The organism is Fictibacillus arsenicus (genome assembly GCF_001999465.1).
Classification (GTDB): Bacteria; Bacillota; Bacilli; order Bacillales; family Fictibacillaceae; genus Fictibacillus; species Fictibacillus arsenicus.
Map to the genome: position 1 here is coordinate 141,699 of NZ_MQMF01000002.1, position 24,853 is coordinate 166,551.

At 39.7% G+C, this 24,853-nt stretch carries 21 protein-coding genes; all 21 read right to left on the reverse strand.

Features of this window, described 5'->3' with window-relative positions; translation table 11 throughout:
* Window positions 1-502: 502 nt before the first annotated feature.
* The 21 genes from ftsZ to UN64_RS07915 all read right to left on the reverse strand — a co-directional run bounded on the left by ftsZ (window position 503) and on the right by UN64_RS07915 (window position 24,850).
* On the reverse strand, window positions 503-1,693 hold the full coding sequence (gene ftsZ, locus UN64_RS07810) for a cell division protein FtsZ (RefSeq protein ID WP_077361436.1): 1,191 nt from the start codon (window positions 1,691-1,693) through the stop codon (window positions 503-505).
* Window positions 1,694-1,724: 31 nt separating this feature from the next.
* Window positions 1,725-3,005 carry a cell division protein FtsA gene (gene ftsA, locus UN64_RS07815; protein WP_077361438.1) on the reverse strand — a complete coding sequence of 427 codons (1,281 nt, stop codon included), beginning with the start codon at window positions 3,003-3,005 and terminating at the stop codon, window positions 1,725-1,727.
* A gap of 141 nt (window positions 3,006-3,146) precedes the next feature.
* Window positions 3,147-3,500, reverse strand: a complete 354-nt coding sequence (locus UN64_RS07820) for a small basic family protein (RefSeq protein WP_066289181.1) — start codon at window positions 3,498-3,500, stop codon at window positions 3,147-3,149.
* Window position 3,501: 1 nt separating this feature from the next.
* The gene (locus UN64_RS07825) at window positions 3,502-4,209 is read right to left on the reverse strand and encodes a DUF881 domain-containing protein (RefSeq protein ID WP_171978826.1); all 708 of its coding nucleotides are present in this window, start codon (window positions 4,207-4,209) and stop codon (window positions 3,502-3,504) included.
* 5 nt (window positions 4,210-4,214) lie between these two features.
* The gene (locus UN64_RS07830) at window positions 4,215-4,910 is read right to left on the reverse strand and encodes a DUF881 domain-containing protein (RefSeq protein WP_077361442.1); all 696 of its coding nucleotides are present in this window, start codon (window positions 4,908-4,910) and stop codon (window positions 4,215-4,217) included.
* Window positions 4,897-5,676: a cell division protein FtsQ/DivIB gene (locus UN64_RS07835; RefSeq protein ID WP_171978827.1), complete on the reverse strand. Its 780-nt coding sequence runs from the start codon at window positions 5,674-5,676 to the stop codon at window positions 4,897-4,899. Before UN64_RS07835 ends, UN64_RS07830 begins: the two co-directional genes overlap by 14 nt.
* Window positions 5,677-5,915: 239 nt before the next feature.
* On the reverse strand, window positions 5,916-6,827 hold the full coding sequence (murB, locus tag UN64_RS07840; protein WP_077361446.1) for a UDP-N-acetylmuramate dehydrogenase: 912 nt from the start codon (window positions 6,825-6,827) through the stop codon (window positions 5,916-5,918).
* A 437-nt stretch (window positions 6,828-7,264) separates the two neighbouring features.
* On the reverse strand, window positions 7,265-8,338 hold the full coding sequence (gene spoVE / locus UN64_RS07845) for a stage V sporulation protein E (protein ID WP_425590111.1): 1,074 nt from the start codon (window positions 8,336-8,338) through the stop codon (window positions 7,265-7,267).
* A gap of 63 nt (window positions 8,339-8,401) precedes the next feature.
* Window positions 8,402-9,754 (reverse strand): UDP-N-acetylmuramoyl-L-alanine--D-glutamate ligase, encoded by a 1,353-nt coding sequence (murD, locus tag UN64_RS07850; RefSeq protein ID WP_077361451.1) that lies wholly within the window; start codon window positions 9,752-9,754, stop codon window positions 8,402-8,404.
* The gene (gene mraY, locus UN64_RS07855; protein ID WP_077361453.1) at window positions 9,755-10,729 is read right to left on the reverse strand and encodes a phospho-N-acetylmuramoyl-pentapeptide-transferase; all 975 of its coding nucleotides are present in this window, start codon (window positions 10,727-10,729) and stop codon (window positions 9,755-9,757) included. It abuts the gene before it with no gap.
* Window positions 10,726-12,108 (reverse strand): UDP-N-acetylmuramoyl-tripeptide--D-alanyl-D-alanine ligase, encoded by a 1,383-nt coding sequence (locus UN64_RS07860; RefSeq protein ID WP_077361455.1) that lies wholly within the window; start codon window positions 12,106-12,108, stop codon window positions 10,726-10,728. The genes mraY and UN64_RS07860 overlap by 4 nt, the downstream gene beginning before the upstream one ends.
* Window positions 12,105-13,571, reverse strand: a complete 1,467-nt coding sequence (locus UN64_RS07865; RefSeq protein ID WP_077361457.1) for a UDP-N-acetylmuramoyl-L-alanyl-D-glutamate--2,6-diaminopimelate ligase — start codon at window positions 13,569-13,571, stop codon at window positions 12,105-12,107. The genes UN64_RS07860 and UN64_RS07865 overlap by 4 nt, the downstream gene beginning before the upstream one ends.
* A 340-nt stretch (window positions 13,572-13,911) precedes the next feature.
* Window positions 13,912-15,846: a stage V sporulation protein D gene (locus UN64_RS07870; protein ID WP_077361459.1), complete on the reverse strand. Its 1,935-nt coding sequence runs from the start codon at window positions 15,844-15,846 to the stop codon at window positions 13,912-13,914.
* A gap of 71 nt (window positions 15,847-15,917) precedes the next feature.
* Window positions 15,918-18,137 carry a penicillin-binding protein gene (locus UN64_RS07875; RefSeq protein ID WP_077361461.1) on the reverse strand — a complete coding sequence of 740 codons (2,220 nt, stop codon included), beginning with the start codon at window positions 18,135-18,137 and terminating at the stop codon, window positions 15,918-15,920.
* A 15-nt stretch (window positions 18,138-18,152) separates the two neighbouring features.
* Window positions 18,153-18,518 carry a cell division protein FtsL gene (gene ftsL / locus UN64_RS07880; RefSeq protein WP_077361463.1) on the reverse strand — a complete coding sequence of 122 codons (366 nt, stop codon included), beginning with the start codon at window positions 18,516-18,518 and terminating at the stop codon, window positions 18,153-18,155.
* A 15-nt stretch (window positions 18,519-18,533) separates the two neighbouring features.
* Window positions 18,534-19,466 (reverse strand): 16S rRNA (cytosine(1402)-N(4))-methyltransferase RsmH, encoded by a 933-nt coding sequence (gene rsmH, locus UN64_RS07885; RefSeq protein ID WP_077361465.1) that lies wholly within the window; start codon window positions 19,464-19,466, stop codon window positions 18,534-18,536.
* Between the two features lie 33 nt (window positions 19,467-19,499).
* Window positions 19,500-19,931 (reverse strand): division/cell wall cluster transcriptional repressor MraZ, encoded by a 432-nt coding sequence (mraZ, locus tag UN64_RS07890; protein WP_077361467.1) that lies wholly within the window; start codon window positions 19,929-19,931, stop codon window positions 19,500-19,502.
* Window positions 19,932-20,058: 127 nt separating this feature from the next.
* Window positions 20,059-21,681 carry a bacillithiol biosynthesis cysteine-adding enzyme BshC gene (bshC, locus tag UN64_RS07895; RefSeq protein WP_077361469.1) on the reverse strand — a complete coding sequence of 541 codons (1,623 nt, stop codon included), beginning with the start codon at window positions 21,679-21,681 and terminating at the stop codon, window positions 20,059-20,061.
* A gap of 80 nt (window positions 21,682-21,761) precedes the next feature.
* Window positions 21,762-22,145 (reverse strand): DUF3397 domain-containing protein, encoded by a 384-nt coding sequence (locus UN64_RS07900; RefSeq protein ID WP_077361470.1) that lies wholly within the window; start codon window positions 22,143-22,145, stop codon window positions 21,762-21,764.
* Between the two features lie 4 nt (window positions 22,146-22,149).
* Entirely contained in the window at window positions 22,150-23,043 is an 894-nt protein-coding gene (locus UN64_RS07905; protein ID WP_077361472.1) for a 2-dehydropantoate 2-reductase, read from the reverse strand.
* Window positions 23,044-23,311: 268 nt separating this feature from the next.
* Window positions 23,312-24,850 carry an acyl-CoA carboxylase subunit beta gene (locus UN64_RS07915; protein WP_077361476.1) on the reverse strand — a complete coding sequence of 513 codons (1,539 nt, stop codon included), beginning with the start codon at window positions 24,848-24,850 and terminating at the stop codon, window positions 23,312-23,314.
* Window positions 24,851-24,853: the final 3 nt, after the last annotated feature.

The window sequence follows — 24,853 nt, forward strand, 5'->3', positions numbered from 1 at the left end:
TTGTAATCCTTACTGTTCTTGAATGAGGTTAATTTCCGCTCCAGGGCTCCCTTTCCACAGGGTGTGCGGTGAGCCTATTCGCAGCTCTGCGTCATTAATGGTCTCACCTGTCCCACTCATCCTGCTGGAGTCTCGCCCTTCCGCTCCAATTAACTTTCAAAGAGGAACTTCTTACATATCTCTTTGTTGCAACGATCTTTTTATCATCATCTTCTAGAAGATTGTTACTTCTAAATTTTTACTGTATTTTTGTTTTCTTCTTATGCAAGTTGATTGGAGCGCAAGGTTGCCGACTCCTGCCGGACGAGCGGTCAGGTGGAGACTTCTAATGGCGAAAAGCGGGAGGAGGTTCACCGCACGCCCCGCAGAAAGCGTGCAACCTGGAGCGGAAATCAACTACTAACAAAACAACCATGAATACGAAGACTTCTTTTAGATAAGTGGTTTTAAAAATAAAAAAAGCATGCTCTCTATTGAAGAGAACATGCTTTTATTTTTGTATCTATCTTCTTCTGTTACGGCTGCGGTTACGCAAGAATGTCGGGATATCCAACGTATCTGAATCAGCATTTGAATAAGAGTTATTGCTTCTTGATTCAGACTGGCTTTCCTCACGTGACTGTGATTGAGACTGACCTTGTGATTGCGGCTGGCTTTGGGTTGAATGAGATTGATTAGATGCCGGAGATTGCTGCATTCTTGGACGCTCAGCTCTTTGCTGATTGTTCACAAGCTTTTCGTTCTCATCAAAACCAGTTGCGATTACAGTAACAAGGATTTCATCTTTTAATTCTTCGTTAATTACAGAACCAAAGATCATGTTTACTTCTGGGTCGGATGCTGATGAAACAATATCAGCAGCTTCGTTTACTTCGTAGAGACTTAAGTTAGCTCCACCAGTAATGTTCATCAATACACCTTTTGCTCCGTCGATTGACGTTTCAAGAAGCGGAGATGAAATGGCTTTTTTTGCTGCTTCTGCTGCACGGTTTTCACCTGTGCCAACACCGATACCCATCAGTGCAGATCCGCGTTCAGTCATAATTGTCTTAACGTCTGCAAAGTCCAGATTAATCAAACCTGGTACAGCGATTAAGTCAGAGATACCTTGTACACCTTGACGAAGTACGTTATCTGCTTCACGGAATGCTTCAAGCATTGGTGTATTTTTATCAACGATTTCTAATAGTCGATCATTCGGAATTACGATAAGTGTATCCACTTTTTCTTTTAATACAGAAATTCCTCCAACTGCCTGCGTAGAACGTTTACGGCCTTCAAAAGTAAAAGGTCTCGTTACAACACCAACTGTTAATGCGCCTAAATCTTTAGCGATTTCAGCAACTACTGGCGCTGCACCTGTTCCAGTTCCTCCGCCCATTCCAGCCGTTACGAACACCATATCTGCCCCAGCAAGAGCTTCTTCGATCTGTTCGCGGCTTTCTTCAGCAGCCTTTTTACCGATATCAGGATTTGCTCCTGCTCCAAGTCCTCTTGTTAACTTTGTGCCAATCTGCATTTTTACAGGCGCCTTTGAAAGGTTCAAAGCTTGAGCGTCTGTATTCACACAAATAAATTCTACACCTTGTACTCCGTGTTCAATCATTCGGTTAACAGCATTGCTTCCGCCGCCGCCAACACCAATAACTTTAATCGTTGCCAATTGATCCATATTCATATCAAACTCTAACATGAGCGTTCCTCCTAATGACTAGTTCCTTAAGTTATTCGAAAAATAAACCAAACCAGTCTTTCACTTTTGATTTCATTCCGCCGGGTTGTTTCTCTTGTGCCGGCTTCTGGCTGGACTGTTTTTTCTTTGGCAAAGGCTCCCCTGCATCTTCAGCTAATGCAGAAGCAACTTCTTTTCCTTGTACTTTAATATTTTTGTGGGTAAATTGTATCAGCCCAACTCCAGCAGTAAACTTCGGTTCTCTTACACCGATGTAATCAGGTAATGAAACCCTTACATTCTGCTGGAATATATCCTGGGCTAATTCCAATACTCCTGGAATAGCTGCAACTCCACCAGTAATGACAAAACCGCCTGGGAGTTCAGAATATCCGCGCTGATGCAATTCATCATCAATCATTTCAAAAATTTCAGCCATACGCGCCTCGATGATTAATGAAAGCTCATATTGTGAAATTTCCTGTTCTTGTGAAGAGCCAATCTGCGACACGGTGAATGTTTCATCTTTAGAAGCATAATCGACAAAAGAATGACCGTGTTTTAGTTTAATTTTTTCTGCATCTTCAGCAGATGTTCTTAAACCGATTGAAATATCCTTTGTAATAAAGTCTCCGCCAATCGGAAGAACTGAAGTTAATTGCATCGTCCCCTGATCGAAAACGGAAAGCGTAGTTGAACCACCGCCGATATCAATCAGTGCCACACCAAGCTCCATTTCATCGCGTGAAAGAGCGATTGATGAAGTAGCTAACGGTTCAAGACAAATATCAGCTACTGTAAGTCCTGCTCGTTCCACACATCGAAGTAAGTTATGTAAGATGGTTTTAGAACCGGTAATAACCGTTCCTTCCATTTCCAATCGTACCCCAAGCATTCCTCTTGGATCAATGATTTCATCTGTTCCATCAACAATGAACTGCCGTGGAATAACATCGATGATTTCTCTTTCTGGAGGCACTGACATGACCTGAGCTGCCTCTATTACCCTAGCAATATCCTCATCGCCAATTTCACGATCTTCTCTCGATACTGCAACAACTCCGTGACAAGGCTGAAGCTGGATATGGTTTCCTTTAACACCTACGATAACGGCATTAATTGGGATACCTAGCATTCTTTCTGCCTGTTCAACGGCTTTTCTAATGGAACGAACAGTTTCATCAATATCTACAATGGAACCTTTTCGGATTCCAGCTGATTTCGCATGGCCAACACCAATAACATTAAAGGATTCACTGGTCATTTCTCCAATAATCACTTTAATATTGGATGTACCGATGTCTAAACTTACATAAATTTCATTGCTGTTCATTCTGTGGCACCTCCTAACCTTTCATCCATTAAATCTTCATCTGTTAAAGATGAACAAAATTCCTTCATTTTCGCTTATTTATGGAATAAATTCCACAAACAACGGGTTATCCCTCTTTTTTTTACCGTTTTTTCAAATTTTTTAGGCCTTTTTACGTGAGTCTGACCATTTTGAGATTAATAGTCGCCTGATAACAGCGATATTGTTAAACAGCCTTACTCCAAATGCAAAAATTGCAGCTAGATACAGGTCAATACCTAAGTGGACACCTAGATAAGCCAGACCGGCAGCCAGTAAAATATTGAAGAAAAAACCTGTAATGAACACTTTATCTTCAAAACTGCCTTGGAGATGAGCACGGATACCTCCAAACAATGTATCCAATGCTGCCAGCACAGCTATTGATAAATAGTTTGAGTATTCAGGAGGGACCCGGATATCAGACATGAAACCTAATAATAGACCAAGTAAAAGTCCAAGTACCGGTAACCACATCTTATGTTTCCTCCTTTGCCGGTTTCATAAACTTCACCTTTATTTCTTTATCAAATGCTGGCAGTATTACCTTTTCTGCCGGAGCAGATTCTACAAGGAAGTCTTCCCTTATAAACTCTTCAACAGCAAGCGAAGCAATAATCTTTTGATGCAGTTTCTCATTGTTTTTAGCCAGTACTTTGATTTCTATAGGAAAAGTTGAAATAGGCTCGTTGTTTATGTAAATGTCACCATTTACTTCCCGGATCGGTGTTTTCGATACAATGCGCTGTCCATCGATGCTGATCTCTCTCGCGTCATATCTATTCAATTCATTAACAAGTCTTCTAAGCATATCAGGGTCAATCTGTGGCAGAGGGCGATCTACTCCAATTAGCTCGTCATTAAAAGGTTCGATAGTCATTACGATTCCTTGACCGCTCACTGTAGTTAATCCTGCCTGTTTTTTTAAATCTGCCAAAGCTTTTTCCATTGCTTCGATTTTTTCGTCTTTTCCTTCAGTCTTATACTTATTCAAAAGCTCGCTATAACGCTGTAGTTCCTCATTAAGCTCCTGCTGACGCTGTTTTTCTTTCTCCAGATCAGCTCTTAGTTCCCAAAGATCTCGTGTGTCTCTTGTGATCGGATTATTTGTGGTCTCAAACTGGATCGCCAGCATTCCGCCTATAATGAGGGCAATAGTTGCAAACATAAATTGTTTATCTTTCAACTTACTCATCCCTCTTCTGTTATAAATGGCTCCATCTCGATCGCGCTTTCCTGTTCCACTCTTACTTCCACACCATCATTTACAATTTTATCTACAATATATAGATTTAGAGATTTATCCAGTGCGGATGAGTTACCAATGGCTGTAATAACAAATGGTGCTGGGTACTGATTTCCATCAACACTTACAACAGGTCCAATGCAAGCAATATAAGTATCATGTGAAATTCTCTGGCCATTGATTGCAATTGCTTCTGCCCCTGATACATGAAGTTCATCTATTACACTTCTAATATGTTCTTCATGGACAATATAATTATTCGGGTTCTCACCTTCTGGAATATAAGAGGAGTCTTGAAGTGTTACTTCTACACCCTCCCCTTTCACTTTTACATTCCCTACTACCATTCGCAGTTCTTTCAATTCTTCTACGAGTTTAGAAGAGATCTCTTCCTGATCAGCAAATTTATTTTCTTTCTTTTCAACGCTCTGCTGCAAACCTTTAAGTTCATTTGCCAGTTCACGGTTTGTTTTTTGAAGATTTAATATTTGGCTGCGTAAAGAATCTTCTTTTCTCCACTCGTCAGTTTGAACGGCTTCCTTCTGTTCTTCTTGAGCTCTCTGGTAGGAGAAGGATAAAATGAAACCGGTAACTAGAAGGATAAGAGACAAAAAGAGATGCATCCCTTTAATTTTCCTCATTTTTTTCCTCCGTAACTTCTCGGTTGTATCGTTCAAATCGCGTACTTATTCCTAAGTAAAATGTACCTTTTTCATCTGGCTTTATTTCGCTTATCAAAGAAGGATAAGCAGAAATTCTTTCAGAAAACTTAGAAATTGAAGTAACTACTTTATTTCCGTCTGTCATAAATAATGTCAGTTTACTAGGGTTGTCCGATTCAGGCGTATGAGTAATTTCTGAAATGCGGTGAATGATTCCCTCTGGCAGCTTTTGCAGTTCCTGTGCCATCGTCTCCAGTTGCTCAGGATCTTTCCAGCTTACAATAACAGGAGCATTTACCGGCCGCTCATTTTTATTAAGAGGTTCAAGCATCTTTCCATTTTGCAGCATCGGATAATATGTATTGTCTTTTTTAAAATAACCAACCCGCTGATATTCTTTAACATTGATCACAACATGATTAAAGAATTTCTTTTCAATGGAAACAGAACTTATCTCAGAAATTGAATCAATTCTTTTTTGTATGTTTTCTTCCGATATATTTAAGTACTTTGTATTGGTTGATATCTGGCTCTTTTTTAAAATCTCATCATCCGTTACAAAGTAATTTCCTGAAACCGTGATTTTTTTAACATGGCTCAAATCAGATTGAAAATATACAACGACCACTAATAACAGGAAGAAAAAGGACAAGTAATATATCAGGCGGCGATTCGCTTTTTGTTTACGATGTTCTTTCAGCTTCGGAATTCGGTCCTCAATCTTGACAACCTTCACCTTGTCCATCCTCTTCCTCCGTTTTATCATATAGTACAAGAAAAAACCAAATGCCCAACAATCTTAATCAAATAAAAGAACTTGGCTAAAGACGCCAAGCCCTACATATAAAGGCTTCATATACAGCCGATTTATCAGGATTAAACGAAACTGATTCTTCGCTTACAACGTCGTTGGTCATTTTTCTCTTGTTCTCTGTATTATAGCACGGATAAGTCCCAATTTAGCACTATTTATCCAATTTTTTGTTATTCATTTCGCCCTATGATTTCAACTTCTGTTTCAATGTCAATTCCATGCTTTTCTTTAATTGTCTTTTGGATAAAACGAATAAGTTCCAGAACATCTTGTGCTTTAGCATCACCGGTATTTACTATGAAGTTAGCATGCATTTCAGATATTTGCGCACCGCCGATCTTCGTACCTTTAAGACCTGACGATTCAATCAGCTGACCAGCGTAATTAGGCAGAGGATTCCGAAAAACACTTCCGCAGCATGGGAAATTCCAAGGCTGTGTATTCCTTCTATAATCTTTATTCTTTTTAAGTTCAGCCATAATTGTTTCCTTATCGCCTTTTTCTAACACCAAAACAGCTTCAACACAGATTCCGCCTGTTTCCTGAAGCACAGATGTACGATATGAAAAACCTAGTTCTTCGTTCGACAGCCATTTCAGTTCTCCGTCAGGAAAAAGAACAAGTGCTTTTTCAACGATTTGAGACATATCAGAACCATGCGCTCCCGCATTCATGAATACAGCACCGCCTACAGAGCCAGGAATCCCTGCAGCGAATTCAAGTCCTGTAAAAGCTTCTCGGGACATTAAAGTAGCAAGAGGTATTAAAGAGTATCCTCCTCCAACTGTAATCTTGTTATCATCTTGTTTTAAGTGATTCAGCCCCTCCCCTACTTTGATGACTGCACCTTCAATACCGCCGTCTGCGACAAGGAGATTAGAACCTCTTCCGATTGCACGAATAGGAACATTTGCTTCCTTTAAGTAAACAACTGCTTTTTTAAGAGCGTCAATATTCTTCGGTTCGAAATAAAGATCTGCTGGACCGCCGATTTTTAGTGTTGTGTGGTTCTTTAACGGTTCATTTAATAATACGGTTCCTAAGTCTTCATTCTTTAACTTATCTGCTAATTGGTTTAACATGCTAAAACCCCCTACATTCATCACGCATAACTCTATTTATATGTTATGCACTATTCTTTTCAATGTTTAAACGATTGATAAACATCAACAAAGTAGTATTCGAAATAAGAATTATGTTTATTGCTATGTTGTCTTAAGAAATGATATTGGAAGTAGTTGATTTCCGCTCCAGGATGCTCGCTTTCCGGGGGGGCGTGCGGTGAGCCTCCTCTGCGCTTTGCGCCGATAGGAGTCTCACCTGTCCCGCTGATCCCCCAGGAGTCTCGCACCTTCCGCTCCAACCAACTTATCAAAGAAGCATCTTGAAAAAATATCCAATAACTGGAATCTTTTAAAAAAGACACTTAAGAAAAAGAAGATACCCTGTCATATGCGACAGGGTAGCCTTGAATCTTCACTATGTTTAGAATAAGAGAATTTCCTTTGAAACTCAAGTATTAATACCGCGCGTAGCGGCTGATATTCAATATTACTCCGATCGAGGCAAGCATCAGGGTCAGGGAAGAGCCTCCATAGCTTAAAAATGGAAGGGTAATCCCGGTTACCGGCATAAGTCCTGTCACAACTCCAATGTTGATCATTACTTGAATTGCGACCATTCCTATGATGCCAATTGCTAAAAAGGATCCAAAAAGGTCAGGTGCTCCAAGCGCAATTCTAATACCTCTCCATAAAAGCAAACTGAACAGGATTAATACAAAAACAGCACCGATAAACCCTAGTTCTTCTGATATAATTGCGAAAATAAAATCAGTTTGCGGTTCTGGCAAATATCCAAACTTTTGCCTGCTCTGTCCCAGACCTAGTCCTAACAGTCCCCCTGGACCCAGAGCATACAGTGACTGAATGATCTGAAAACCGCTGCCTAATGGATCGCTCCAAGGATCTAAAAATGAGGTTATCCGTTTAATTCGGTACGGAGCTGAAATAATTAATCCTGCAAAGCCAATCAATCCTATTAGCCCCATTCCAACGAAATGAGAGATTCGAGCACCGGCAACGAAAAGCATAACAATACTCGTTCCAACCATAACTGCACCTGTACCGAGATCAGGCTGAAGCATGATCATTCCGAAGGCGACCATCACTAATGAAAGCGTAGGAAGCAACCCTTTTTTAAGTGATGTGATCTTTTTTTGGTGTTCGGATAAATATTTTGCCAAAAAGACAATCATGGCTAACTTCATAAATTCAGAGGGCTGAATAGAAAAAGCACCAACGCCGATCCAGCTTCTTGCACCTCCGCGAACCATTCCTACACCTGGAATTAATACAGCGATTAATAGGAAAAAACAAATGATAAGAAGAATTTTCGACCATACTCTCCAAGTCATATAGTTGATATTCATAATAAAGAACATCGCTGCAATTCCAACTCCAGCAAATAACATTTGCCGTTTCACAAAAAAGAATGAATCATCCATCTTATACTGTCCCAAATCTGCGCTAGCACTATAGACCATTATGATTCCTACGGATAACAGCATAAGTGTAACAATAATCATGATCATATCAGGGGTTGATCTCGTTGCAGGCAAAGGGAAACACCTCAACTCTTGTTATTTGTACAAACCTTATTTAAGTTTATGCACGGAGTTGATAAACATGTCCCCTCTTTGTTCAAAAGTCTTATATTGATCCCAGCTTGCACAAGCAGGTGAAAGCAATATAACGTCACCATCTTTTGAATGGCTGTATGCCATGGGAACAGCATCTTCCACATTATCAGCACGTTTTATCGTTTCTATTCCTGCTTGTCTTCCTGCATCAGCCATTTTTTCTGCCGTCTGACCGAATGTGACAAGTACTTTTACATTTTTCAAAGATGGAATGAGATCATCGAATGAATTTCCTCTGTCAAGACCTCCAGCCAGGAGGATAACATCCTTTTCAAAAGCTGAAAGTGCGGCTTTTGTTGCTAATATATTCGTAGCTTTTGAGTCATTATAAAAACGCCTTCCATCAACCTCTCCCACATATTGAAGACGGTGAGTTACACCAGTAAAGGTTGTTAACACTTTACCAATTTGTTCTGTTGATGCACCTGCAAGCATAGACGCTGCAACTGCCGCCATAATATTTGATAAGTTATGGTCTCCAGGTAGTACGATTTCTTTCAGTTCAATGACCTTTCTATCCTGGAAATAAAGAGCATCTTCGTTAATATACGCTCCTTCTTTCAGCTGTTTTTTAACCGAAAAAGGAATATGCTTTGCTCTTGAATGTTTCATAAGCTCTGTTACACGCTGATCATCGGCATTGTAGATAACAAAATCGTTCTGATCTTGATTCTCGGTAATCTTCGCTTTAGCTTTTCCATACTCAACAACTGAGCCATGATAGTCCAAATGCGCTTCAAATAAATTCAAAAAGACAGAGATCTGCGGTTTGAATTTTTCAGTACCCATCAGCTGAAAGCTTGATAATTCAGCAACCAAAATCTCTTGAGGAGTTGATTTTGCAGCAACCTCTGAGAATACTGTGCCGATATTGCCCGCAACAACTGGTGTTTTATTGCTGTTCTTTAGCATCTCTCCAATAAGTGTCGTAGTTGTTGTTTTTCCATTAGATCCTGTTATGGCAATAATAGATGCTTCAGAAATAAGACCCGCGATCTCTACTTCTGTATATACTGGAATATTGCGTTTTACAGCTTCCGCAATTATGGGATTTTCATAAGGGATACCAGGATTCTTTACTAAAAAATCAAGGTCATCGTCAAGCAGGCTTAATGGATGTCCGCCGCACTCTACAAAAATACCGATCTGCTCGAGCATTTCTGCTTCCGCATTTCCTTCTCTTGGCTGTCTGTCGTTTACTGCAACATTCGCCCCAAAAGAATGAAGCAGTTTTGCTGCAGCAAAACCGCTTTTGGCCAATCCAACGATTAAAATGTTTTTACCTTTAAAAAACTCTTTGTTTTTCATTTAAATCCACACCTCTAAATAAATTCCTAAAGCAGCAAAAACAAGTCCAACAAGCCAGAAAGTAACAACGATGCGCCATTCACTCCAGCCGGATAGTTCATAATGATGGTGAAGCGGGCTCATTTTAAAGACCCTTCTGCCTGTAAGCTTAAAAGAAGTGACTTGAATCATAACGGAAAGCGTTTCGATTACAAAAACTCCACCAATGATAACAAGCAAAATTTCCATCTTCGTTAAAATTGCAACCGCGCTTATAGCACCACCTAGTGCAAGTGAACCTGTATCACCCATAAACACTTTTGCAGGATGAGCATTAAAAACTAAGAATCCTAAAACCGCACCAACAACTGCAACACAGAAGATTGCCGCTTCAAATTGAAGCATTGTTGAAGCTAATACTGCAAATGCTCCGAATGCGATAGCAGCCGTTCCCGCAAGAAGACCATCAAGGCCGTCTGTAAGATTTACAGCATTAGAAGCACCAATCAGCATAAATAATACAAAGATTGGATAAAACCACCCAAGGTCAAACGAAATTTCTGTTCCTGGAATTTCAACTTCCGTCGAAAAATCAATTAATTTTAACCCTAAATAGAAAAGGGCCGCAATGATAAGCTGTCCGATAAGCTTTTGCTTAGAAGTTAATCCTAGATTTCTTTTCTTTACAACTTTAATAAAATCATCTAAAAATCCTATGAGTGCATAGCCAAAAGTAACAAGCAGAAGAAGATGTGTTTCCGTTGTAATCGTAAAAAACTTTGCAGTCATCGCATATGTAGCAACAATTAGAGCTAATACGATAACAATTCCACCCATGGTAGGTGTTCCTTGTTTCTTCTGATGAGATTTCGGTCCTTCATCCCGAATGCTTTGTCCGAACTTTAGCCTTCTTAAAAAAGGTATAAAAAAAGGTGAGCTTAATACCGCTATTAAAAAGGATGAAACTAATGTAAATAGTAAAACTTGCTCAATCATTTTTTCGACTCCTGTTCTTCTTCTGTAAATGTAGAAATTAGGGTTTCTAAAATCATCCCTCTTGATGCTTTAAAAAGAATAGCAGTGTCTTTCGATAAGAGCTTTTCAATTGGTTCCTGCGCTTCTTCTTTTGTCAGACATTGAACAATTTCAAGGTCTTCTCGTTTTTGTTCCTTTAATTCATCTGCGATCCAGCCGCCTTTTTCTCCTATGGTAATCACATGCTTAATGGAAGGAGCAACATGATCGGCTACTTTTCTGTGCATTTCCTCTTCAGCAGAACCGAGTTCATACATATCTCCGAGTACAGCAACTTTGTTGGAGATATCATTTAATTCTGCAAGCGTTGAAAGTGCAGCTATCATACTCGTGGGACTCGCATTATACGCATCGTTAATCAGGAGCGTACCATTTCGGCCCTTTTTCATCTCTAATCTCATTGAAGTAACTTTCAGGTTTTCAAGTCCTTCTTGGATCTTATTTTCTTCTATATTTAAGTAATGCCCAATTGCAATTGCATATGCCGCATTTTTAATATTATGGCGCCCAAGCATTGGGATTCGATACACAGATGTACCCTCTTCTAATGTAAAAGATACACCTTGTGCGTCGGTATGCAAGTTGGATAATTTAAGCGTACATGAATCTCCGAAACCGACTTTAAGAACATTTTCACCTTTTACATGTGAAAGAAGCGGTTCATCACCATCAATAATGAGCAGACCGCCTTGCTTTAACCCGTCAGCAATCTCAAGTTTTGCTTTTGCAATGCCTTCTCGGCTGCCAAGCTGTTCAAGATGACTCTCGCCGATGTTTGTAATAACTGCAGCATCTGGTTCAGCAATTTTACTTAAAAGGGAAATTTCATCAAAATTGCTCATTCCCATTTCGAGTATTAAAACTTCCGTTGTTTCTTCCATAGCGAGGATGGTTAAAGGAAGACCAATATGATTGTTATAATTTCCTTGTGTCTTAAATGTTTTGAAATTTGTAGAAGACACGCTTTCAATCATGTCCTTAGTTGTAGTTTTACCATTACTGCCCGTTACAGCAACTACAACAGGATTAACTTTTTTCAAGAAATACTTAGATATTTTTTGCAAGTAATCTATTGTATCTTTTGTGTAAAGTACAGGGAATTCCTCTGGAAGCCCGGCAGGAAGTTCTTTACCCTCTTGCCAGACTGTAGCGATGCACCCTTGTTTAATAGCATCCATTAAAAAGTCGTGTCCATCAAACCGCTCTCCTGCTATTGGCAGGTATAGTGCGTTTTCAGTTTTTTGTCTCGTATCCTTTGAAACACTTTCTAATACAATATTTTCTTTTTTACCGGATGAGCGGTCCGCTAATGCGACCAGTTCCTTAATATCCAGTTTCATTTTTTCACCGCCTTAATCGCATCACGTGCAACGATTCTATCATCGAATTCAAACACGTCTTTTCCAATTATTTGATAAGTCTCGTGGCCTTTACCGGCTATAAGTATAACATCATTAGTTTTTGCACGCTCAACTGCATATTCGATTGCTTTTTTTCGGTCAGGAATCGTCACATAACTTCCTTCGTCTGCTCCCTCTTCCATATCCCTTAGAATCTGAAGCGGGTCCTCTGTGCGCGGATTATCACTCGTGAAAATAGCTGAGTCCGCTAAGTCTGCAGCAATGCCTGCCATTAAAGGACGCTTTGTTTTGTCCCGGTCGCCTCCGCAGCCTACAATCGCGGTGATACTTCCTTTTGCAAATTCTTTGATCGTTCTTAGGACATTTTCCAAACTGTCAGGTGTATGTGCATAGTCAACTATAACAGTAAAATCCTGCCCTGCTATTACAGGTTCGAACCTGCCTGAAACGCCAGTTACTTCTTCAAGAGATGAAATAATCTGATCAAGTTCTAACCCTGATAATAAGCATGCTGTAATAGCTGCTAGTACATTATAAACGGAAAATTTTCCGATAAGTTTAAGCTTAACTTCCCTAGAACCTCTCGGAGTATTCAAGGTAAATGAAGTTCCATGTGAGCCAATCGTTATGTTTGAGGCACGAACATCGCTATCATTGTCGATTCCGTAAGAAATCACTTGAGCGGATGTAACTCTCTCAAAAATTTTAGAAGCTGGATCATCGTTGTTAAGAACGGCAACCTTACGATCTGCTTTATGATAAGTATTGCCCATTTGAGAGAACAAAAGACTTTTAGCAAACTGATATTCTTCCATGTTCTTATGGTAGTCCAAGTGGTCCTGTGTAAGGTTCGTAAAGATGGCAATATCAAAGTCACATCCCCATACACGTCCCTGATCAAGAGCATGTGAAGATACTTCCATTACTGCTGCATCAACTTTTTCCTGAGTCATTCTATAGAAAGCGTTTTGAAGAAATAATGAATCAGGTGTAGTATTCGCTACTTTAAAGCTTTGATCTTTAATTTTCATTTCAATCGTACCGATCATACCCGTACTTCTGCCTGCATCACGAAATACTTTTTCAATAAGATGTGATGTTGTTGTTTTGCCATTTGTTCCAGTGATTCCGATTAAGTGCAATTTTTGTGAGGGATGTCCATAAAAAGCATCTGCCAAAACAGCGAGCGCCTTTTTAGAGTTCTTAACTTTAATTACAGGAATGTTAACATCTATATCCTTCTCAGCTAATATAGCCGCTGCACCATTTTTAGCAGCAGTGTCAGCAAAATTATGGCCGTCAAATATTACTCCTTCAATGCAAACAAACAGACAGCCCTTCCCCGCTTTCCTCGAGTCCATTTCAACAGAGGTAATTTCAGGATTGGCTTCAATATCCATTTCATAATTCACTAAATATGTAAGCAATTCTCTTAATTCCATTAATCCTGATCTCTCCTCTAATCATCGTTAAAAAGTAATTTAAGGCTTTTACCGTAGACCTTGTTGCTCTTGGAAGTAGTTGATCTCCGTTTCAGATGCTCGCTTTCCGGGGGGCGTCCGGTAAGCCACTTTGGCGCTATGCACCTGCTGTGTCTCACCTGGAACGCAAATCCCCAGGAGTCTCGCATCTTACACTCCAATCAACTTCTCAATGAAGATAATGAGCAATCCAAGCCAAAGACAATAATCGTTCAGAAAAGTGCCCCTAGATAAAACCTACTTCTTAAGAAAAATAAGCCAAGGCAAGATTACGCGCTTGGCTATGTGTACATCTTCCATTTTAATCTTCCACATCTTTTTTGTCACCCAAAAATAAACGGATCGTTTTTCCTGCTTGAAGCTTTACTCCTGGTTGCGGAGCCTGCTGCACGATGTAATTCCCTTTGCCAGATGTTTCAATTTTTAAATTGTATAATAGATTTGTCAGCTCTTTTGTTTTCTTTCCTACTAAATTAGGAACGATCACTTCAGGGGCATCCAGCCATGTCTTTTCTTTCTCGATCTGCCCTTTTTGTTTTTCCACGCCCATTGCGGAAAGACTGTCTTCAATGATATTACCAACGATTGGAGCCGCTACAATCCCCCCGAACTGCAATGTTTCTTTCGGGTTATCAATCGCAACGTATACGACAATCTCAGGCTTGTTCGCAGGTGCCAATCCTATAAAGGAAACGATATGATTATTTTTTAAATAGACGCCGCCTTCTGCTTTCTGTGCAGTACCTGTTTTACCCCCGACACGGTAACCATCAACAAATGCATTTTTCCCTGTACCTTGAGCAACTACACTTTCTAGTGCGTGTCTGACTTCTTTGGATGTTTCTTCTGAAATTACTTTTCTTTTAAGTTTTGGAGTTTGCTTACTGACTACTTTACCCGTTACAGGGTCTACTAACTCTTTAGCTATATATGGTTCGTACAAGTAACCACCATTTACGGCCGCAGAAACGGCAGCAACTTGCTGAATAGGTGTTACGGAAACCCCTTGACCGAAAGCAGTTGTTGCTAGTTCTAACGGACCCACACGATCAATAGAAAATAGGATCCCTTTTCCTTCACCTGCAAGGTCAACCCCCGTTTTTTCGCCAAATCCAAAATCTTTTATATACGAGAATAGTTTATCTTTTCCTAATCGCTGTCCTAAAATAACAAAGCCTGGGTTACAAGAGTTTTGAACACCTTCTAAAAAGCTCTGGCTGCCATGGCCGCCTGCTTTCCAGCACTTAAGCTTTCGCCCTGCAACTTCAATAGAGCCCGGATCATGAAAGTGATCATTTTCAAGGTCTACTTTCCCTTCTTCTAGTGCAGCTGCAAGTGTAATAATCTTAAAAGTGGAACCAGGCTCATACTGAGCCCAAACCGGCAAGTTGCGGTTATAAACTTCAGGAGCTACACGTTTGTATTCTTCCGGGTCAAAATCCGGTCTAGAACTCATACCTAAAATTTCACCCGTGTTAGGGTTCATAGCGATTGCGATCGCTCCATCTGCATTGTAAGTGGCTTGTGCAATATCCAATTCTCGCTCTATGATTGTCTGAACTCTTGAATCTGTTGTTAGACGCAGATCGTACCCGTCTTTTGGCTTTTCATATTTATCGGATAAAGAGGGCATTCTCCTGCCGCGGGCATCAGAGAAAAAAGAAACATGTCCTTTTTTACCATTTAATTGATCATCATAATATAGTTCCAGACCTGTTAAGCCTTGACTGTCAATACCTGCAAATCCCAGCACATGGGAAAGATAGGCTCCGTAAGGATAATGACGCTTGCTGTCTTCAGCTACAAACACCCCTGAAAGATTTAATGCTTCTACTTCTTTCGCTTTGTTGTTGCTGATCTTCCTGCCGCCATTATCAATTCTTACAATCGATTCTTTTTTAGTAATTCTCTTATAAACTTCGGTTTTTGAAATATTCAGGACTGCCGCTAGCTTTCCAGCTGTTTCTTCCGGCTCCTTCACCTGCCTCGGCACAACAAATACTGTTGGAGCACTGATATTAGTAGCGAGTACAACATCATTTCTATCAAGAATCTTACCTCGCTTAGGTTCAAAAGGAATATTCCGGCTCCATGAATCCAGCGCTTGATCTGTAAGCATATTCCCTAAAACGAACTGTACATATCCAAGACGGACCGATATTACAAAAAAGAATGCTAGTCCAAATACAAGAACAAAAATTAAGCGCCTGCGTACTGTTACATTTGAAACTCGCACATACAATACCTCCTCTGTATGGTTCGTTTCAAATATATGCTTGTACACAAGCGCATAGAACATATAGTCACTTAGTCGGTTACTATGGTTTCCTCTTCGCTGTTTTGTTCCGTTCCTTCACCGTTCTGTTCTGTCTCTTCACTATCTTCTTCTAATTCAGGTTCTGTTTCCTTTGGCGCTTCAAGCTGAACCACTAGGAAATCTCCTGCTTTTACCGGACTTCCTGCCTTAACGTTTTGTTTGACAGCAAATCCGCTGCCTGTGATGGTTTCTTTCAGTCCTATAAGTTTGCTCAGTCGAAGTATGTCCATATAGGACCAGTTTGTTAAATCTGGCATTTTAGCATCGCCAGAGGTTCGCAAAATAACACGCTCTCCTTTGATGACATAAGCTCCCTCATATGGCTCTTGCTTTATGACCTCATCTCCAGAGCCAATAACTGAAACTTGCATGCCTAACTTTTCAAGTTCGGATTTAGCTTCCTTAGCAGATTTTCCTGTGTAATCATCCAATTCCTTGCCGTATGTTTTTTTCATTTTGGATTTATTTTGTTTTTCTTTCGCTTCCGGCTGGATATTTAAATATTGCAGGCTGCTTTTCATAACACTTGTAAAAATATTCGCCGTTGGTGTAGAGCCCATTTCCGGAAACTCAACCTTTGGACGTTCGACTGCGACATAGACTAGTAGTTTTGGGTCATCTTTCGGCGCCATCCCAATAAAGGAAAAGACATTCTCACCCCATCCTGAAATGTATTTTCCATCTTTCCCTGGAATCTGAGCAGTACCTGTCTTACCTGCAACACTATAGCCATCAATCATGTATGGCTTACCTGTTCCTTCCGTTACAACTGTCTCTAAAATGTCTCTGACTTGTTTGGAAGTGCCTTCTGAAATTGGCTTCCCTTTAACTTTAGGTTCATTATCTAGAACCACCTTTTTGGTTTCAGGGTTCATAATTTTATCGATTACGTATGGCTGCATCATCTTGCCGCCATTAGCAATCGCTGTTGCTGCCTGTATCTGTTGAATTGGTGTAATGGTAGAACCTTGTCCAAACGCAGTTGTTACTTTTTCAATTTCATAGTTATATAGGATAGAACCGTTCTTCTCATTAGGAAGATCAATGTTTGTTTTTTGATCCAAACCAAATTTAGAGATGTAGCTTCTAAATTTTTCATAGCCTAATTTTTCCCGCACTAATTTTGAGAATGCTACGTTTGAAGAGTTTTGAACCCCTTCATTGTAAGTGATCGTTCCCCAGCCCTTCCGGTTATGATCATAGATCGGGCGTCCGATATTCGGAAGTTTGTATGAACCCGATTGGAACTGTTCATTTCCGTTATATTTGCCTTCCTCAATAGCTGCTGCCAATGTGAAGATCTTCATGGTGGATCCTGGTTCAAAAGGATACGAAACCGCAAAGTTTGTATAGTTTTTAATATCTTTTTCATTCGGATTAAACGCCGGGTAGTTGCTCATCGCCAGAATTCTTCCCGTTTTAGGATCTGCAACAATACCTGTGATTTTTTCCGGTTCATATTCTTTTGCCGCTTCCTGCATAGCTTCATCCAGGTATAGCTGTATTTTTTCATCAATTGTCAGATAGACATCCTGACCATGTTTAGGCTTCTCAACCGATTCTTTATTCGCAGGAATCGCCCGGCTGAAAGCATCTCCAAGAAACGTGATTTTCCCGTCTTTTTCCTGCAAATAGTTGTTCAATGATTTTTCAAGACCCATCAAGCCAGCTTGAACGCCCTTTCCTCCATTTCCTGTATAGCCGATAACATGGGAGGCAAATGTTTGATTCGGGTAATAGCGTCTGGATTCTCTCAGAAAATCAATTCCAGGTATCTTCAGGTCTTCAATCTGTTCTTTTTTACGGTAAGAAACCTTCCGTCCTGAAGGAATCTCAACCTGAAATCGTCCTTCTTTGCTTAATAGTTCAACTAAGTTTTCCTTATCAGTGTCCAGAACCTTGGCTAACTTTCCTGCGGCTTCTTCTGGATCCTTGATGTGATTTGGATAGTTCTTATCAAGGATCGCGATAACACTGTAAGAAGGAATATCTTGTGCAACTACCTCACCATTCCTGTCAAACATCGTCCCTCGCTTCGCATCAAGAACATCGCTCTTCATCCATTTTCGTTGACCATATTCTATTAAATCTACACCTTCAGCAGATTGAGAAGATGCCACGAGAAAGAACTTGCTTGTTAAAACAAAAAAGAGCACGGTAAACAAAAACATAAGAATACCCGCTCCCACATTTTTTCTTTTCAGCTTCATAACAACACCTGCTTTTTAGTCCTGAACAACTTTTACGTTTTTATCATCGAAAATGAAACCTTGTTCCTTAGCGATTTTCATGATGCGCTCAGGGTTGCTTAATTCTGTTACCTGTAGGTGATAATCTTCTACGATCTTTGTTTCAGCAGCTATATCTCTTTGGATGGTTTCAACCTTAGCAGTTGTTTGATATACAGATGCGTATAGTGAAATAAGCCATACAAGACCAGCTACTAGAACAACTCCCATCATTCCCCACAGGATTACTTCACCTTTTGTAAAAAGCTTGCGTGATGGCTGTTCGACCGGTCTAGGATTTCTTTGCGGCTGTGATTGTGTTTGTATTTGTTGTTTTTGAACTTGGTATGCTAAATTACTCAATACTATTTCTCCTCTCTATTTCTGCTTTTCGGCAATTCTAAGTTTCGCTGATCGAGATCTTCTGTTCTCTTCAAGCTCGTTTTCTGTTGGCACTATTGGTTTCCGTGTGATCAGTTTTAAAGTTGGTTTGTATTCCTCTGGTATGACAGGCAGCCCTGGAGGGAGTTCCGGGCCAGTACTCGCTCTTTTTAGTATATTTTTACACGCACGATCTTCAAGTGAATGAAACGTGATGACCGCAATACGTCCACCGATATTCAATAGTTCAATGGAGTCTTTAAGTGCATCTTCAAAGGCGTTCAGTTCATCATTAACTGCAATGCGAATGGCTTGAAATGTCCTTTTTGCCGGATGGCCACCTGTTCTTCTTGCAGGTGCAGGTATAGCGTCCTTTATTATTTCGACAAGTTCACCGGTTGTTTGAATCTCTTTTTTCTCTCTAGCCGCTTCAATTTTCCTAGCAATCTGCTTAGCGAACTTCTCTTCGCCATATCGAGAAATAATCTTCATCAACTCGTTAAAAGACCATTCATTTACAATTTGTTTCGCTGTAAGTTCACTAGTCTGATCCATTCGCATATCTAATTCAGAATCATGCTGATAACTGAATCCCCTGTCTGCTTCGTCAAGCTGCGGTGATGAAACCCCAAGATCGAAAAGAATCCCATCTACTTCATGCACCCCAAGGCGGTTCAGCTCTTCTTTTATGTACCGGAAATTACTGCGGACGATCGTGAACTTTCCTTCATATTCTTTCAACACCTGCCGTGCATTTTCGATCGCTTTGTCATCTTGATCAAAAGCATATAATTGCCCTGTTTCTAATTGGGACAGAATAAGTGCACTATGGCCTGCCCCTCCCAACGTACAATCAACATAAATTCCATCTGGTTTAATGTTTAATGCATCTACTGATTCTTGTTTTAAAACGGTTATATGGTCAAACAATGGAAAATTCCTTTCTGCTGTAAACTTAAGGGTTTATAGATCAAAGTCCATAAGACTCTCTGCAATTTCTCCGAAAGAGTCTTCAGATTTCGAGAAATATTCTTCCCAAACGGATTTGCTCCAAATCTCAATTCTATTCGACACACCTATAACTACGCAATCCTTTTCTAGTTTTGCATAGTCTCTGAGCGGGGATGCAATGTTCACTCTTCCCTGTTTATCAAGCTGGCATTCAGCAGCTCCAGAAAAGAAAAACCGTGTAAATGCCCGGGCATCCTTTTTAGTGAACGGAAGAGCTTTTAATTTTTCCTCAATGATCTTCCACTCACTTAAAGGATAGCCGAATACACATTGATCCAATCCGCGAGTCAAAATAAACTCTGTGCCAAGTTCTTCACGAAACTTGGAGGGGATGATCATACGTCCTTTCTCATCGATGCTGTGCTGATACTCTCCCATGAACATATGATCACCCCACTTTCTCCCCTAAATCTACCACAACGCTCCACTTTTCACCACTACAAGTATTATTCGTTTACAAAAAAAAAATCCTGCTGTCTCACAGGATTTTTTCTTAATTATTTTTTATTTTTTATAAGAAGACAATTTTATGTTTTTCATTGAAACTATAAGGGAACTCTAAGAGGCATTTTATTAAATCTGAACCTTCTTCGTTCATATATTGATAAACGTTCCAGACTCTTTCTTGCAATACTCCGCCTGGTTTTAACTGCAGCATTATGTCATCAAATTCAGCTAGCGGAATCTTTACTTTTTTTCTAACACGCTGTTCCATCTTCTGTTCGATATAATCAACCTCAGATAATATACGGTTCAAGTTTTGCTCAGCGACGGGAAGCAGTTTAGGATCTATTTCTTCAGCAAGCTTTACCAGCTGAGAATATGACTTTGCAATATCGGATTTAACAGTCTCTATTGAATCGTTCGTCTCAACAGGTCTGTTTTCATTGAACCAATCTCTTTTGTACTTTTCGGTCCCTTCCACTAAAACCTGATCTGCTTTAAGATTTTTAGAAGATAAGAGTCCATTAATCTTTTGCGGAATAAGTGTTATAGACAATCTTGGCATCAACACAGGCATCTTACGGTCAAAATGACGGAATACCTTCCCGAGTGCAGCCCAATAGGATATCTCTCCTGGACCTGCGATAAAAGATAGTGTCGGCAGCAAGAACTCCTGCATTAAAGGACGAGTAACAACATTATTACTGAATTTTTCTGGATAAAGTTCAGCTTCTTTCAGTAATTCATCCTCAGAAATAATAAAGTCCTTTTCTTTAGAAGTGAAGCCAAATTCATCTCGAAATAACAGAATACGCTCCCCGTTTTTTGTATAAAAAAGATGAGCATTGTTTTCTTGAACCTCAATCGGATCATTGAATCCCTTCTCGTTCAGTTTCTTTGTCTGTAATCTAAAAGCCTGATCGATATCAAGATTGTTGCGTATCATCTGTTCAAGAAAATCGGATTGAAGCTTTTTAAATTCGGAATCACCTGAATCCAGTAGTATTAATCCTTCTTCTGAAAACCAGTGTGAAAGCAGCTTTGCAAAAAAGGTTACGATAGAGTCTGATTCGTAAAGAAAACGTTCAGTTTGTGCAAGGAAATCATTCGTGAAAGCAGTTTCTCCGAACGAACGGAAAACATCTTGGAGCCAAGGCTTCACATCATCAGGATTCCATTGCCACAGTGAAGCAGATGATTTTACTGATGACGCAGCTTTTAATGAAATTTTCTTAGCAGTATCATTCTTAGGTACCATAACATGATTAATCTCATCCATATCATGATCTTCACCTGCTATCCAAAATACAGGAACCACAGGAACCCCAAGCTCTTTTTCTGCCTGCTTGGCTAACTGAATGGTGCTTATACATTTATAAATTACGAGAAGCGGTCCGGTAAGAAGACCTGCTTGCTGGCCTCCGACCACTGCTAAACCATTACTGCTTTTTAATTTTTTTATATTATTAATTGTTTTGTCTGAAGTACCAATCTTTCGGTTGTATGAATACAAGTATTCAGTCAGTTCGTTTCTTGGAAAAGTATAATTCTTTAACTCCTGCTGTCTAGCTAAAAATTCTCTGTTGTTAAAAGGCTCTTTATAATCAAAAAAACTGGCAGCATCTTCATCTCCATTCAAGTACTTCTCTAGAAATGGCGATGTCTGAAGTTTTATTTCCTCCAGTCTCATTCATGTACTTCCTTTCTGCATATCAATTACATCCTTAACGAGTATAGCAAAGAAACAGCTATGGTTATAAAAGATATGCTCTAAGCCTCAAGTATGCGATCTATTATTCCATATGTCATGAGTGAAAAATAAACAAATGTAAGGATTAAAAACTGCAGTCGCCAGTTCAGCCTGATGATTTTCCCCAGCGACAGGTCCAAATCATTTTTCCAGATAAATAATGTGAACATTACACAGCCGGATAGAAACAATAAGATTAATACCCAATAATAAGATTGGCCCCAAATTTCAACTGTCATTCTTTCGATGGAAAGAAATAAGAAAAAGGTTGTTACATCCGTACTAACTTTAAAAGCTTTTCTTTTCTTCTTAGTTACTTTAAAGATGCTTTTTCTAACCACAAAAAAGACTAGATACGGTACAGTTATGAATGTAGCAATAACCGCACCTAAAACACTAGACAATTACTCATCCTCTCCAATCCAATGCTTTAACAGTTTTAAACATATGCATAGAACATGGAACCAGTATGTTTCTATTTTTTGCACGCTCTATAATTTCACCTGTTATGCTGTCTATTTCGGTTTGCTGTCCACTTTCGACGCTCTTTAGCATAGAAGAACGGTTAAAGGAAGTATTTCTGCAAAGGACTAACAATTCCTTCCATAATTCTTCTCGATTATTATTCATCTCCAAAACTAAGATTGTTTCTTCAAAAAGTTCTTTCATAATTGAAAGAGCATATTCATTTTCTATCAATTGACCGTTCGGTATTCTAAGGACTGCAGTTAATGGATTTATACAGGCATTCATTATTAATTTTATGTATAGCATTTCTTTCCAATCTCTCTCTGCAGTGACAGGAAAATTTAATGCGTGAAGGATTTCAACCCACTCAGATGATGAATCACCTTTAAAAGATGAAACTTTAATTCTGCCTTCTCCCAGGTGATTAACAGATGAGTATCCATCTTTAAGTGCTCCGTGCTCCACTACTCCCACTGAGAGGTTTTTTTGGGGAAGACTTTCTAAGAATTTCAAATGGCTGATTCCGTTCTGTAAGAACAAATATGATACATCTTCGAATTTTTCATCTTTTAAAAAGAATAATTCCGAGATTGAAGTTTGTTTCACCGAAACGATACAGTACGCTTCTTCACCTGAATATTCCTGCACGCAGCGCGCTTGAACATTAACTTTATTTTCATTGCTTGATTGATTCCTATATGTAATTCCATTTTGATTTAAAAATTTAGCTTGTGCAGTGGTTCGTGTATATATAACAGGTTCTTGCCCGTTTAATTTGAGGAAATAAGAGATTAATAAGCCAATTGCGCCCCCGCCAATCACACCGACTTCCATAGAATGCCTCCCTGCCTTCAATTTTCTTAGTATGATTTTACCATATAAAAGTAATTACCATAACGACAAGGACCATGTCTCGTCAGAATTCGCTTGTAGACGCAGGAGTACATTTACTTGCTTGAAATAAAACTCCTGAACGCACAAAGCACGAGGACGCTCACCTTACCACTCGCGGAAAGCGAGCAACCTGGAGCGGAAATCAATCACTTCCAAGAACTTCGTAGATTACTTAAAAACACCCCTCCTTCAAAAGGAGGGGTGCATTTTATACAGGATAAACTGGGTGCTTGCGTTCACTGAAAATCATTTCTTTGTTTTCATAGAAACTAAACCGGTTCTTAAGTTCGTCTCTAAGTGATGCAGGCGAAACGATATCATCAATGATCATTTCTGATGCAAGCTTGTAAATATCAATATGCTCTTTATATTCCTGCTGTTTTTGCTGGACGAATTGAATTCGCTCTTTCACATCTTCAATCTCGTTAATTTTATTGGAATAAACCGCATTTACTGCTGCTTCTGGTCCCATGACGGCAATCTGCGCTGTCGGAAGCGCCAAACAGCAGTCCGGTTCAAAAGCAGGACCTGCCATTGCATAAAGGCCAGCACCATATGCTTTACGAACGATTACTGAGATTTTCGGAACCGTCACATCGCTCATCGCAGCTATCAATTTTGCTCCGTGTCTGATAATTCCTGCTCGCTCAACTTTTGTCCCAATCATGAAGCCAGGAACATCTGATAAGAAAAGAAGCGGAATGGAGAAAGCATCACAGAGAGTAATAAAACGTGCAGCTTTATCGGCTGAATCTACAAATAATACGCCGCCTTTCACCTTCGGCTGATTGGCAATAATACCAACAGGCTTTCCGTCAATACGTCCAAATCCTGTAACAATTTCTTGCGCGAACAGCTTTTTCATCTCAAAGAAGCTGCCTTCATCAATCAAACCATCAATAAACTCGTACATATCAAAAGGAACGTTTTGATTTTCTGGAACAATCTCCTCTAGCTCTCTTCCTGCTTTTGGAGAAAGAGCTTCGGAAACCGGCGCTTTTTCTTTATAGTTGCTAGGAAAATAAGAAAGATAACGGCGAGCTTCTTCTATAGCTTCTGTCTCATCGAGAGCCAGAACATCACCGCATCCACTTATTGAACAATGCATTCTTGCTCCGCCCATTTCTTCAAGAGTTACTTTTTCACCAATAACTTTTTCAGCCATTCGCGGACTTCCTAAATACATAGAAGCATTTTGGTCAACCATGATAACGACATCACAGAATGCTGGAATGTAAGCTCCGCCTGCAGCAGAAGGGCCAAATAAGATACAGATTTGAGGAATCATCCCAGACATTTTTACTTGGTTATAAAAGATTTTCCCTGCTCCGCGTCGGTTTGGAAACATGTCGATCTGATCAGTTATTCTTGCACCAGCTGAGTCAACAAGATACAGCATAGGCACTTTAAGTTTTTGAGCCGTTTCTTGAATTCGGATTATTTTTTCTACAGTTCGAGCTCCCCAAGACCCCGCTTTTACTGTAGAATCATTTGCCATAACACAAACTGTTTTTCCGCCAATCTTTCCGATAGCAGTAACAACACCATCTGCAGGAAGATCACCTGCTTGATTGTTGGCAAACTTGGCATCTTCTACTGTGTATTCACCATTATCAAATAATTGTTTTAGACGGTCACGGACGAACATTTTGTTTTGAGCACTGTTTTTTTCATGATACTTTTGTGCTCCTCCAGCTTCTATCTGTTCAATTTTCTCTTTTAGCTGATTTTCTAATTTTGCTACCATCGT

Coding starts and splice junctions, on each gene's coding strand:
- ftsZ (WP_077361436.1), bottom strand. CDS start 1,693: ATGTTAGAGTTTGATATGAATATGGATCAATTGGCAACGATTAAAGTT.
- ftsA (WP_077361438.1), bottom strand. CDS start 3,005: ATGAACAGCAATGAAATTTATGTAAGTTTAGACATCGGTACATCCAAT.
- UN64_RS07820 (WP_066289181.1), bottom strand. CDS start 3,500: ATGTGGTTACCGGTACTTGGACTTTTACTTGGTCTATTATTAGGTTTC.
- UN64_RS07830 (WP_077361442.1), bottom strand. CDS start 4,910: ATGAGGAAAATTAAAGGGATGCATCTCTTTTTGTCTCTTATCCTTCTA.
- UN64_RS07835 (WP_171978827.1), bottom strand. CDS start 5,676: ATGGACAAGGTGAAGGTTGTCAAGATTGAGGACCGAATTCCGAAGCTG.
- murB (WP_077361446.1), bottom strand. CDS start 6,827: ATGTTAAACCAATTAGCAGATAAGTTAAAGAATGAAGACTTAGGAACC.
- spoVE (WP_425590111.1), bottom strand. CDS start 8,338: ATGATCATGATTATTGTTACACTTATGCTGTTATCCGTAGGAATCATA.
- murD (WP_077361451.1), bottom strand. CDS start 9,754: ATGAAAAACAAAGAGTTTTTTAAAGGTAAAAACATTTTAATCGTTGGA.
- mraY (WP_077361453.1), bottom strand. CDS start 10,729: ATGATTGAGCAAGTTTTACTATTTACATTAGTTTCATCCTTTTTAATA.
- UN64_RS07860 (WP_077361455.1), bottom strand. CDS start 12,108: ATGAAACTGGATATTAAGGAACTGGTCGCATTAGCGGACCGCTCATCC.
- UN64_RS07865 (WP_077361457.1), bottom strand. CDS start 13,571: ATGGAATTAAGAGAATTGCTTACATATTTAGTGAATTATGAAATGGAT.
- UN64_RS07875 (WP_077361461.1), bottom strand. CDS start 18,137: ATGAAGCTGAAAAGAAAAAATGTGGGAGCGGGTATTCTTATGTTTTTG.
- mraZ (WP_077361467.1), bottom strand. CDS start 19,931: ATGTTCATGGGAGAGTATCAGCACAGCATCGATGAGAAAGGACGTATG.
- bshC (WP_077361469.1), bottom strand. CDS start 21,681: ATGAGACTGGAGGAAATAAAACTTCAGACATCGCCATTTCTAGAGAAG.
- UN64_RS07905 (WP_077361472.1), bottom strand. CDS start 23,043: ATGGAAGTCGGTGTGATTGGCGGGGGCGCAATTGGCTTATTAATCTCT.
- UN64_RS07915 (WP_077361476.1), bottom strand. CDS start 24,850: ATGGTAGCAAAATTAGAAAATCAGCTAAAAGAGAAAATTGAACAGATA.